The 10,828-nt window shown below is 61.2% G+C and carries 10 protein-coding genes and 1 pseudogene; 7 read left to right on the forward strand and 4 right to left on the reverse strand.

The genetic code is table 11. The annotated features are described in order from the left end of the window. Positions 1 to 464 precede the first annotated feature (464 nt). Positions 465 to 899, forward strand: a complete 435-nt coding sequence (locus X727_RS139290; RefSeq protein WP_023750697.1) for a hypothetical protein — start codon at positions 465 to 467, stop codon at positions 897 to 899. A 125-nt stretch (positions 900 to 1,024) separates the two neighbouring features. Here the strand turns inward: X727_RS139290 and X727_RS139285 are convergent, their stop codons facing one another. Both X727_RS139285 and X727_RS139280 read right to left on the reverse strand, forming a co-directional pair. Then, positions 1,025 to 1,705 carry a DsbA family protein gene (locus X727_RS139285; RefSeq protein ID WP_023835080.1) on the reverse strand — a complete coding sequence of 227 codons (681 nt, stop codon included), beginning with the start codon at positions 1,703 to 1,705 and terminating at the stop codon, positions 1,025 to 1,027. 49 nt (positions 1,706 to 1,754) lie between these two features. After that, positions 1,755 to 3,575 carry an extracellular solute-binding protein gene (locus X727_RS139280; protein WP_023835081.1) on the reverse strand — a complete coding sequence of 607 codons (1,821 nt, stop codon included), beginning with the start codon at positions 3,573 to 3,575 and terminating at the stop codon, positions 1,755 to 1,757. 260 nt (positions 3,576 to 3,835) lie between these two features. Between X727_RS139280 and X727_RS139275 the strand changes: the two genes are divergently transcribed. Further along, complete coding sequence (locus X727_RS139275; protein ID WP_023835082.1) at positions 3,836 to 4,456, forward strand: invasion associated locus B family protein; 621 nt, start codon at positions 3,836 to 3,838, stop codon at positions 4,454 to 4,456. Positions 4,457 to 4,537: 81 nt separating this feature from the next. On the opposite strand, the gene hspQ is transcribed toward X727_RS139275, so the two are convergent. Beyond that, complete coding sequence (gene hspQ, locus X727_RS139270; protein ID WP_023668971.1) at positions 4,538 to 4,861, reverse strand: heat shock protein HspQ; 324 nt, start codon at positions 4,859 to 4,861, stop codon at positions 4,538 to 4,540. A gap of 224 nt (positions 4,862 to 5,085) precedes the next feature. Between hspQ and X727_RS01000000165050 the strand changes: the two are divergent. Beyond that, positions 5,086 to 6,047 (forward strand): annotated as a pseudogene (locus X727_RS01000000165050) (AEC family transporter). On the opposite strand, the gene X727_RS139265 reads toward X727_RS01000000165050, so the two are convergent. After that, the gene (locus X727_RS139265) at positions 6,024 to 7,235 is read right to left on the reverse strand and encodes a UbiH/UbiF family hydroxylase (RefSeq protein WP_023835083.1); all 1,212 of its coding nucleotides are present in this window, start codon (positions 7,233 to 7,235) and stop codon (positions 6,024 to 6,026) included. The pseudogene X727_RS01000000165050 and the gene X727_RS139265 sit on opposite strands and share 24 nt — an antisense overlap. A gap of 95 nt (positions 7,236 to 7,330) precedes the next feature. Between X727_RS139265 and X727_RS139260 the strand changes: the two genes are divergently transcribed. Genes X727_RS139260 through X727_RS139245 form a run of 4 tightly spaced genes read left to right on the forward strand, consistent with a single transcriptional unit; the run spans position 7,331 to position 10,669 of the window. Beyond that, on the forward strand, positions 7,331 to 8,218 hold the full coding sequence (locus tag X727_RS139260; protein ID WP_023835084.1) for a DUF2182 domain-containing protein: 888 nt from the start codon (positions 7,331 to 7,333) through the stop codon (positions 8,216 to 8,218). Between the two features lie 14 nt (positions 8,219 to 8,232). Next, positions 8,233 to 8,847 (forward strand): DUF1326 domain-containing protein, encoded by a 615-nt coding sequence (locus X727_RS139255; RefSeq protein WP_023835085.1) that lies wholly within the window; start codon positions 8,233 to 8,235, stop codon positions 8,845 to 8,847. After that, a complete protein-coding gene (pcsA, locus tag X727_RS139250; RefSeq protein ID WP_023668966.1) occupies positions 8,844 to 9,674 on the forward strand; it encodes a phosphatidylcholine synthase in 831 nt (276 codons plus the stop codon). Before X727_RS139255 ends, pcsA begins: the two co-directional genes overlap by 4 nt. A gap of 17 nt (positions 9,675 to 9,691) precedes the next feature. Further along, complete coding sequence (locus tag X727_RS139245) at positions 9,692 to 10,669, forward strand: quinone oxidoreductase (protein WP_023745058.1); 978 nt, start codon at positions 9,692 to 9,694, stop codon at positions 10,667 to 10,669. Positions 10,670 to 10,828 lie beyond the last annotated feature (159 nt).

Below are 10,828 nucleotides of genomic sequence, written 5' to 3' on the forward strand. Positions count from 1 at the left end.
TGATCATTTTCTATGAATTTTATCCCGGCGGATGTGAAGCAGCCCACCCGCCGTTGCCATGAGGCAACAGTTGGCGCTGCGAGATCGCCGTCTTTGGGCCAAATTTGTCCTTTATTTCAATGTGTTGCGAGAACGTTCAGATGTGCGAATATATTCCCTGAGGGAAGGCTCATACACGGCTTTGTGACCAAAAGGCCTGCCCGTCGGCCGGTTTTCCCACCGCGCGCTAACCGGATCGCCCGAAAAATTGCCGTCCATGATCGCCCCAGGCCGCCCGAATCATCTCACCGGCCATCATGGTTGGGCACGCAAGATCGTCGCTGCTGTAAAGCGACTGTTCATGAGGTGGCACGCGCTTTTTAGCTGCAGTTCAACACCGTTTGACAATCAAGCGCACTGGAATGAACCTTGCCGGGCACTGTCGGCACCAATGCATGTCCGGTCCCCAACAAGGAAGCTCCCCAATGCTTGCAAGCGCAGCCGTTCCCGCAATCGTGACGCTCTTTGCCTGGCTGCCTCTTGCGCATGCCGGCAGCCAGACCATTCCGGCAAGCGCCGAAGGGCAAATCGAGTTCAATGCGCCGTCCGGCAACATCGGCTGCATCTACACGCCGAAGGGCGGCACCAGCACCTACGAGCCACAGGATGGCGGTCCGGAACTGAGCTGTTCGCGCGTCGAGCCCAGCTACGTCACCGTGATCCTTGGGCCGAACGGCCCGGCGACATTGATCAAGAATCCGGGCGAGCAGGGCTGCTGCAGCGATGTGGCGAAGCTGGCTTACGGAAGCAGCTGGAGCAAAGGGCCGTTTACCTGCCAGTCGTCAACCAAGGGACTGACCTGCACGGGCAGCAACGGCCACGGATTCTTCCTCAGCAAAGCCAAGGTGACGGTGAAATAACCCGAGCATGATCCCGAAAAGTGGTTGCCGGTTTTCTCGGACAAACGGGAAACCGTTTTGTCCAGAGATCATGCTCAAACAAGGAGATAGAGCCCATCCCGATTTCCATCGGGATGGAACAGGCTCTAGCCGGCCTTTTCCAGTTCGCCCTTGGCCTTTGCGACCGCGACTTGGCGGATGGCATCAGTCAGCGTGTCGGCGTCCTGCGCGCCCATGACGGCGTATTTGCCTTCGAGCAGGAAACACGGCACGCCGGTGATCCCCATCCGCGATGCCGTGGCGATTTCTGTGCGCACCTCCTCGACGTCGGCATCGGTCGGCAACAGCGTTTCGACCACGGCAGCGTCCATGCCGGCCTCGCGGGCGGCATCGATCAGCACGGCGTGGTCGCCAATATTGCCGCCTTTCTCGAAATACAGTTGGAACAGCCGGCGCACGAGCCGGTTCTGCACGGCTTCACCGGCGGCACCGGCCCAGCGGATGACACGATGCGCGTCCAGCGTGTTGGCGGCGACCTTGATGGCGTCGAAAGCGAAATCGATGCCTTCGGCTTCGCCGAGCGGCTCTATGCGGGCATGCATCTGGCGGATGCGCTCGTCGCTGCCGAATTTGGCCAGCATGTATTCGCGCCGGTCCTTGCCCTCGGGCGGGATGGTCGGGTCGAGCTGGAACGGCCGCCAGCGCACATGAACCTCAACGTCGCCGGCAGCGGCAATCGCTTTATCCAGCCGCTTCTGGCCGACGAAGCACCAGGGGCAGACGACGTCGGAAACCACGTCGACGGAAATGGAATTGTCATCGCTCATCTTGATCTCCTGCAGCCGAGCGTTTTACCGAGCATGATCTCGGCTACGCTCAGTTCGGCTTGCGCCACCATGTCGGCCATTGATAACCGAATATGGGAGTCTTTTTGGGATGATCCAGGTAATTCCAGTAAGCGAGCCATTGCTGCGCGTTGTACTGCATCGGCACCATGAAATTGCCGGAGATCAGCAATCGGTCGAGCACGCGCACGGCGGCGACATAGTCTTCCTTGGTCCGTGCTCTCAGCATCGCGTCGATCGCCGCGTCGACCGCCGGATCGGCGACGCCGGCCAGATTGAATGAACCTTCTCTTTTGGCCTCTGAAGAACCCCAGCGAAGGTTCTGCTCCATACCGGGCGACAGCGAGTTGCTGAACCCGCTCGACCCGACAAGAACCTCAAAGTCGAAACGCTGCTTGCGCGACTGGATCTGGTCGGCTTCGAGGCTGCGGATGGTCACCGCGATGCCGATCTTTTCCAGCGAGCGCTGATAAATGGCGGCAAAGCGTTCCTCGTCCTGCGAGGCGGTCAGGATCTCGAAACCGAAGGGAATTCCCTTTGGGTCCAGCAGGACACCATCCCTAACGGCGTAGCCCTGGCTCTTCAGCAGGTCGAACGCCACCTTCATCACCTTGCGGTCCTGGCCGGTGCCGTCATTCACCGGCGGGCGCCAGCTGCCGTCCATGACATCGGCCGGCACGCGGCCGGGGTAGGGCGCCAGCAGCGCCTTTTCCCTGTCGCTGGCGGGATGGCCGAGCGCGGAAAGTTCGGAATTCTGCCAGTAGCTCATCGTGCGCGTGTACTTGCCGCCGAACAGGTTCTTGTTAGCCCATTCGAAGTCGTAGAGCATGCCGAGCGCGCGCCGCACCTCCGGATTGGAAAACTTCTCCAGTCGCGTGTTGAACAGGAAGCCGGTCACCACGGGCGGTATGCCGGTGTCGAAGGTCTCGGCGATCACCTCGCCGCGATGAAAGGCGGGAAAATCGATATCGCGCTCGCGCTTGACCGGATCGCCCTCATCGTAAATGGCGCAGATGCCTTTCTTGAACGCTTCCGTCTTGGCATTGGCGTTGAGGAAGTACTCGATGGTGATCTGGTCGTAATTGTCGAAGCCGCGCTTGGAAGGGATGTCCTTGCCCCAGTAATTCGGGTTGCGCTTGAACACGATGCGCTGTCCCGGCTGCACCTTGTCGATGATGTAGGGACCGCTGCCGATCACCGGCTTCAACGTCGTCTTGTCGAAGGTATCCTTGTTGAAGGCGTGCTTTGGGATGATCGGCGTCAGCGCGATGATCAAGGGGGTCTCGCGATTGGCCTTGTCGTTGAAGGTGAAGCGCACGCTGTGATCGCCGGTCTTTTCGAGCTTGGCGATCAGGCTCATGCGATCCCTGTAGGGCGGGCGGCCCTTGTCGGTGAAGACATCGTAGGTGAACAGCACGTCATCCGGCGTCACCGGGTCGCCATCGGACCACTTTGCATTTGGGTTGAGATGGAACTCGATCCACTTGCGCTCGGGATCCATATCGGCTGTGTCTGCGAGCAGGCCATAGAGGCTGAAGGCCTCGTCGTAGTTGCGCATCATCAACGGCTCGAAGACGAGATTGCCGAAAATGAGGTCCTGCATGCCGCGCGCCGTGGTGCGCAGGCTCTTCAGGATGAACGGGTTCAGATTGTCGAAGCTGCCGACGACGCAGTAAGTGATGTTGCCGCCCTTGGGCGCATCGGGATTGACGTAGTCGAAATGCTGGTAGTCGGCTGGCAGCGCCGGCTCGCCCTGCATGGCGATGGCATGTTTCGGTTCCGACATCGCCACGCCGGGTGCAAAGGCGAAGAACGAAATTGCGGCGATCAGCCAAACAAGAATGCGGCCCATGACCGTCTCCTTACTGGGCGGCTTGATGATTCGGAGTGCACCCTAACATGGCGCTGCGGCGCTCCGGCCAGATACATCAACCCAAATCGCACGACCCAAATTGCGAGGCCAAGAATTGCAGGCGGCGGGCTGGATTCGGCTGCTCATGCAGTGTAACACGCGCTCCGAAGTCATTCTGTTGCCTCAATTCGGCAACAGGTAGCAGGACCACACGGCGCGAAGAAGCCGGTCCCGGGATCATTTGAGAGGAAATGCACGACATGACGAGCCTGAGCAACGCATACCGCCTTTCGGTCCTGGCCGCAGGCGTGGTCGGCTTTCTGGGCGCCGGACTTCCCACCGCTTCGGCACAGCAACAGATTCCGCAGGGTTGGTTCAAGGCCTGCACCAAGCAGGAAGATGTCGACATCTGCAATGTCCAGAACATCATTACTGCCGGCAACGGCCAGTTCGTCACCGGGGTCAGCCTGATCGAGTTGAAGGGCAAGGTAAACCGCAAGGTCTTCCAGGTCACGGTTCCCCCAGGTCGCCTGGTGCCCCCCGGCATCGCCCTGCAGATAGACGCCGGCAAGGCGACGAAGCTGGATTATGTCATTTGCTTCGCCGACCGTTGCGTTGCCGAAGTGCCGCTGACCGACGCGCTCGTCGCGTCCTTCAAGAAGGGACAGGCGATCACGCTGACCTCGATCAACTTCCAGAGTCAGCCAAATCCAATCAAGGTTGCCTTGACCGGCTTCAGCGGCGCCTTTGACGGCGCGCCGCTGCAGCAGTCGGACATCGAGGATCGGCAGAAAAAACTTCAGGATTTCGTCGTCAAGAACAACCAGGACTTCGCCAAGAAGCTCAAGGACGAGCAGGCCAAGGCCAAAGCCGCCAACTAATCGCCGGGACAGATACCGGAGCGACAAAAAGCGGGGTCATGCCCCGCTTTTTTGTTGTCGTCACGTCGATGCAAGGTGATGTCAGTGTCTCGACTGGCGTTTTGGCTCATAGCGTCCGTCGGGCCGCTTGTCGAACATCTCGCCGATCTGTGGATGCCGGACCGGTTCGCCCGATTGATCCTCGAGCAGGTTCTGCTCGGAGACATAGGCGATGTATTCGGTTTCCGAATTCTCGGCGAGCAGGTGATAGAACGGCTGGTCCTTGCGCGGCCGCACGTCGGCCGGGATGGCTTCGTACCATTCGTCGGTGTTGGCAAATTGCGGATCGACATCGAAAATGATGCCGCGGAACGGAAACAGCCGATGACGAACCACCTGTCCGATCGAAAATTTGGCCGTTTTCATCATACTCACCACTAAGCCTCTAGAGCGCCCGGCGTCCCCTCGAATGTGCGAAGAGCGCTCTAAGACTTTGAATTTACACACACCGTGGCCAAAAATCGAGCCCGACTTAGGTCTGGGATCAGGCTTTATTTGGCGCAGAAAGCGTGTCAGTTCAATGCCGAAGCGCTTGACGCCCGATGAAGCTACGGGCTAGCCCGGTCCCGGGGTTTCGGGCCAGGGCAAAAATGTCTGACATTGTCGGTCTTGTTCTTCCGTTCTTCGGGCTGATTTTCATCGGCTTTCTGGTCGCGCGCATCACCAGGCAGCCGCTGGAAGCGCTTGGCTGGATGAACACCTTCATCGTCTATGTCGCGCTTCCTGCCCTGTTCTTCCAATTGCTGGCCGCACGCCGTTCGAACAGTTGACCGAATGGCGTTTCATCTTCGGCTCGGTGTTTTCCACCTACACGATCTTCTCGATCATGTTCGTCTGGTCGGTGACGGCGTCGCGCGGCGAGATAGCCCAGTCGACGATCAAGGCGCTGGCCGCGGCCTACGGCAATATCGGCTATATGGGGCCGGGGCTGGCGCTGCTCGCCTTCGGCGAACAAGCGGCGGTCCCCGTTGCGCTGATCTTCTGCTTCGAAAATATCATGCATTTCGCCATCGCGCCGATGATGATGGCGCTGTCGGGCGACGACAAGACATCGCCGTGGCGGCTCATCCTCGGCGTAGTCAGGAAAATCGTCCTGCACCCGTTCATCATCGCGACCGCGCTTGGCGTCGGCGCCGCCTATCTCGGCTTTCACCCACCGCAGCCGGTCGATCGCCTGCTCGAATATCTGTCTCGGGCGGCCGCCCCTTGCGCCCTGTTTGCCATGGGCGTGACGCTTGCGCTCCGGCCCCTCAACCGCGTGCCGCATGAGTTGGCGTCGATCGCGGCGCTGAAGCTGATCCTGCATCCATCGCTCTGCTACGTCGTGCTGAGCTGGATCGGGAACTTTTCCGAAATCTGGGTTTTTTCAGCCGTGCTTTTGGCGGCATTACCGACCGCAACCAACGTCTTCGTCATCGCCCAGCAATATGGCGTCTGGGTGCAACGCGCGTCGGCCAGCGTGCTGATCACCACCTGCCTCTCGGTGCTGACGGTGACCGGGCTGCTCTACATGATCCGCCACGGCATCTTACCGCCGGACCTGTTTCCCTGAACCGCCGGTAAGCGCCGCAAAGCCGCTGCCCGGCCTCAAGCCTTCGCGCATGAAAAAGGCGCGCAGCGGCGCGAAACTGCCGAGCACATTGAGGCCGGCGCTGCGTGCCATCTGCGCCGGCAACATGTCCGACAGCAACGACATGTTAAGCAGGTTGACCGCGCCCGAACGCGCCAGAATGTCGGGACGGCGCCTGGAATCATAGGCGGCCAAAGCCCTTGCGGCGCCAGGGTCGCCGCGATTTTCGCGTGCGATTCCAATCAGATCCTCGACGTCCCTGATGCCGAGGTTTAGACCTTGGGCCCCGATCGGCGGGAACACATGTGCAGCCTCGCCGACCAGCGCCACACGGTTTTGCGCGAAGCGCCCCGGTGATGCCGCTGAAAGCGGGTAAATTTGTCGGCCGGGCTCGACCGACACCCGGCCCAGCATCGACTGCATCTGCTGCTCGACACGCTCGGAAAGCGTCGCGTCATCGAGTGCGGCGAGGTCCTTCGCCGCCTCCGGTTTCACCACCCAGACGAGGCTGGAGCGGTTGCCGGGCAGCGGCACCTGGGTGAACGGCCCGGTCTCTGTGTGGAACTCGGTCGAGGTGAAGCCGTGTTCGCTGCGATGGCCGAAATTCAGCACCAGCGCCGCTTGGCGGTAGGATCGCACCGAGGCCACTATGCCTGCCGCCTCGCGCGCCGGCGACAGGCGCCCATCGGCAGCGACCGCAAGCGCGGCCGAGACTTCGCGACCATCAGTCAAGACGGCATGCGCCTGATCGGCGTCCAGACGCCAACTCTCGACCATCGACGTCAGCCATTCGATGCCGGGATGGGCCGCGACGGACTTGGCCAGCGTCGGGTTCAGCGCACTGTTGGGCAGGTTGAGCCCGAACTGCTCCTCGCCGATCTCCATGGCGCGAAAAGTCACCACCGGGCTGCGGATCAGCCGGCTGGTCGCATCAACGATGCGCATCACCTTCAGCGGCGCGGCCTTCGGCGCAAGTTCGGCCAGCACGCCCAGCCGATTGAGAACCTTGAGAGCAGGGTTCATCAGCGCCGTGGTCCGGCCATCGGGCCCGCCTGCTTCGGGTCCGACCAGGGTTACCGGAAAGCCCGCCTCGGCGAAACCGAGCGCCGCGATCAGTCCGGCAGGGCCGCTGCCGGCTACCAGTATCCGTGCTGTCTCGCGATGATCCAAATTGGACTTCCAGTTTGCGATGCAGGTGTCTACCCATGGATATAGGTCAGACCATGCGGCTTGATCAACGCGGCGATTAGGCTCATTCGGTTGTCATGACCGGCCAGCAGGACGATTTCAGCCATCTCGACCGCGCCGGCCGCGCCACGGCAAGCCTGGCCCGCAGCCCCCGCCTGACGGTCAACATCGCCATCGCCGGCGGCATTCTGCTCGCCTGGTTCATTCTCGGCGCCATGGCGATCCGCGGCGCCGAAGCCCGGCTCCCCGGCGTACCAGGCCATGTGGTCCTGCGATATCTGCCGCAACTGCCGCTGCCGGATGTCCTCGACCGCTTCTTCGGCATGTGCCTGACGCCCGCACCACTTGATGCCGGCGGCGCACCGGTTCTGGCGCTGATCGTGATGTGGTTTTTGATGGCCGTGGCGACGATGCTGCCGTCGGCGGCGCCGATGATCCGTACCTATTGTGAAATCGCCGACACCGCCCGCATCAAGGGCGAGCCGGTGGCCCATCCGCTGGTCCTGGCTGCCGGCTACCTCTCGACATGGCTTGTCGCCTCTATCGGCTTCGCGGTGCTGACGTTGCTCGTCCACGCATTTACGTCCTCCGCTCGATTGCTCGATCCGGTGAGCGGCCTTGCCGCGGCGGCCGCGCTGCTGGTTGCCGGCCTCTACCAGTTCAGCAGCCTCAAGCAGGCCTGCCTGACAAAATGCCGGAACCCGTTCTCGACACTGTTTTCCAACTGGAGCGCGGAGCCGGGTGGCATCTTCCGGCTAGGGCTGAAGCAGGGCCTGTGGTGCCTCGGCTGCTGCTGGGCGCTGATGCTGGTGATGTTTGCCGTCGGCGCGATGAACGTGTTCTGGATGGCGCTGATCGGCCTGTTCACCTTGATCGAAAAACAGACCACCGGCAGCCTTCCAACCCGAGTGGCCGGTGCGATACTGCTTGTCTGGGTAGTCGCCCTGCTAGTAGTCTCGGCATGACGGGGGAGAATTCCATGGCAGAGCAAGGCTGGGCAATGAAAGGAGAGCTCGTACTCTCCTGCAATTGCACGGTTTTTTGTCCTTGCGTGCTGTCGCTTGGCAGCCATCCGCCGACGGAGGGTTATTGTCAGACCTGGGCGGGCTTCCGCATCGACGCAGGCCATTTCGGCGAGGTCGACCTGTCCGGCCTCAATCTCGGTCTGGTCATGGAAATCCCCGGCTTTATGAGCCGCGGCAACTGGACCGCAGGCCTGTTCATCGACAAGCGCGCCTCCGTCTACGCGGTGAAAGCGCTGACCAGGATCTTCACCGGGAAGGCCGGCGGAACAACCTCGCTGTTGTCGATCCTTGTCGGCAAGTTCCTCGGTGTCGAGCAGGTGCCGATCACCTACGAGACGCGTGACAAGACCCGCATTTTCCAGATACCGAAGATCATCGACGGGGCGGTCACACCGATTCCCGGCAAGGATCGCGAGAAGGATACCGTGATCGGCAACTCGGAATACTGGATCGCGCCGGAGATCATCGTGGCCAGGTCCGACAAGAGCAAGATGCGGGCTTTCGGCCGCAACTGGAACTTTGCCGGCCGCTCGGCCGAAATCTGCAAACTGGATTGGCGGGGCCCGTGAGCAAGAACACAACGGCCAGAAACGCCGCCAAAAAGATCACCGACCGGATTCCGAGGCCGAAGAAAAAGGTCACCTGGCCGCAGGCGCGGGCATTCTCGGTGCATCTGTTGACCGCGTCTGGCTCGTTCCTGGCCTTCCTGTCGCTGGTGGCGGCAAGCGAGCAACGCTGGACGGCGATGTTCTGGTGGCTGGGGCTGGCGCTGTTCGTCGACGGCATAGACGGGCCGATCGCCCGCAAGCTCGAGGTCAAGGAGATTTTGCCGACCTGGTCGGGCGAACTCCTCGACAACATCATCGACTATGTCACCTACGTGCTGATCCCGGCCTTCGCACTCTACCAGCGCGGCTTCATGGGCGAAGGGCTGTCGTTCCTGTCGGCGGCCATCATCGTGGTGTCCAGCGCCATCTATTATGCCGACACCGGAATGAAGACGAAGGAGAACTTCTTCAAAGGCTTTCCGGTCGTCTGGAACATGGTCGTGTTCACGCTGTTCGTCATCGAGCCGGGACAGTGGGTGTCCTTCGGCGTCGTCGTGGCGGCCGGCATCCTCACCTTCGTGCCGATCAACTTCATTCACCCCGTGCGGGTGGTGCGGCTGCGGCCAATTAATCTTGGCATGACGCTGCTCTGGTGTGCTTTCGGTGCGCTGGCGCTGGCGCAGGCGGCCCTTGCCGCCTTCTACGACCAGATCGGCGTTTTGGGCGAACAGGTCAGCGTCTTTACCAAGGTCGGCATCACCATCACCGGACTTTACCTCGCCTGCATCGGCGGTATCATGCAGTTCTTCCCCAAACTCGGCGCCAAGCCGGACACTAAGAAAGCCTGACCGCAGGAAAGCCCACAATGTCCAAAGCAGTCCGTATCCACGCCCATGGCGGTCCGGAAGTCCTGACCTATGAAGACGCCGATCCGGGACAACCCGGCGCCGGGCAGATCCTGGTCAGGCACACCGCGATCGGCCTCAATTTCATCGATGTCTATCACCGCATCGGCCTCTATCCGCCGCCCGGCGGCTTCCCGCTGATCCCCGGCGGCGAGGCGGCAGGTGTGGTTCTCGAGGTCGGTGCAGGCATCGACTGGCTGAAGCCGGGCGACCGCATCGCCTATGCCGTCAACGTCGGCGCCTATGCCGAACAGCGCGTCGTCGCCGCCGACCGCGTCGTCAAGGTGCCGGACCGCATCAGCGACGAACAGGCCGCCGGCATGATGCTTAAAGGCATGACGGCGGAGTATCTGTTGCGCCGGACCTTCAAGGTGAAGGCAGGCGACACCATCCTGTTCCATGCCGCCGCCGGCGGCGTCGGGCTGATCCTGGGACAATGGGCAAAACATCTCGGCGCCACCGTGATCGGCACGGCAAGCTCAACCGATAAGATCGAGCTCGCCAAGGCGCATGGCTTCGGCCATGTCATCAACTACAAGGAGCAGGATTTCGTCGCCGGCGTCGCCGCCATAACCGACGGCAAGAAATGTGACGTCGTCTACGATTCGGTCGGCAACGACACATTCCCGGCCTCGCTCGACTGTCTGAAGCCGCTCGGCATGTTCGTCTCTTTCGGTCAGTCCTCTGGACCGATCCCGCCATTTTCGATGTCGCTGCTGGCGCAGAAGGGCTCGCTGTTCGCTACCAGGCCGACTTTGTTCGTCTACAACGCCAAGCGTGAAGACCTCGAAGTCTCCGCCGCGGCATTGTTCGACGTGGTGTTGAGCGGTGCGGTCGAGATCAAGATCAACCAGCGTTATGCTCTGAAGGACGCCGGCAAGGCGCAAGCCGATCTCGAAGGGCGCAAGACCACGGGCACGACCATACTGATCCCCTGATCTGCCTTGCTTTCAGCGTTTTGCCGCGACGCCAGGCACTGTTTGCACGAAAAACCGGGCGATCGGTCTGTTGTACGAAGCAGGTCGGTCTTTACCCCTTGAGTTTCCGCTGAAATTCTTGAAGCTCTTTCAAGGTGGGTGCTGCTTTCGCACGAGAGC

Origin of the sequence: Mesorhizobium sp. L103C105A0 (assembly GCF_000502215.1) — a bacterium.
Lineage (GTDB): Bacteria > Pseudomonadota > Alphaproteobacteria > Rhizobiales > Rhizobiaceae > Mesorhizobium.